The sequence below is a fragment of the Mesorhizobium sp. M8A.F.Ca.ET.207.01.1.1 genome, assembly GCF_004794715.1.
Classification (GTDB): Bacteria; Pseudomonadota; Alphaproteobacteria; order Rhizobiales; family Rhizobiaceae; genus Mesorhizobium.
Window position 1 is genome coordinate 1 of sequence record NZ_SRUS01000557.1, and the last position, 286, is coordinate 286.

Here is a 286-nt window from a genome sequence, read left to right on the forward strand (position 1 = left end):
CCGCCCGTCGTTGTCACAGCGCACGGCGCATGGCGGCCTCGATGCCGGCGTTGTCACTGTCCATGTCCAGCACATCGCGCAGGCCGGCGCGCAGGGCAATCACCACGCCTTCGACCTGGCCGGCGCTGGTGGCGCCGACCGCGACCAGCGCCAGGTCCGGTTGGGTCTGCTGCAGCTGCTGTGCCAGCACGCTCGAGGCAGCCGCGTGCTCGGGCCGGAAGTCCAGCAGCACCAGGCTCTGCGGGCCGCGTTGCAGGTCCTGCGCCGAGGTCGGCGCACTGCTGTC

The 286-nt window shown here is 72.4% G+C and carries 1 protein-coding gene; it reads right to left on the reverse strand.

Going from position 1 to position 286, the window contains the following annotated elements; all coding sequences use genetic code 11:
* Nucleotides 1-13 precede the first annotated feature (13 nt).
* The coding region (locus EN850_RS35810; protein WP_210238104.1) for a hypothetical protein at nucleotides 14-286 on the reverse strand (273 nt) is incomplete at its 5' end.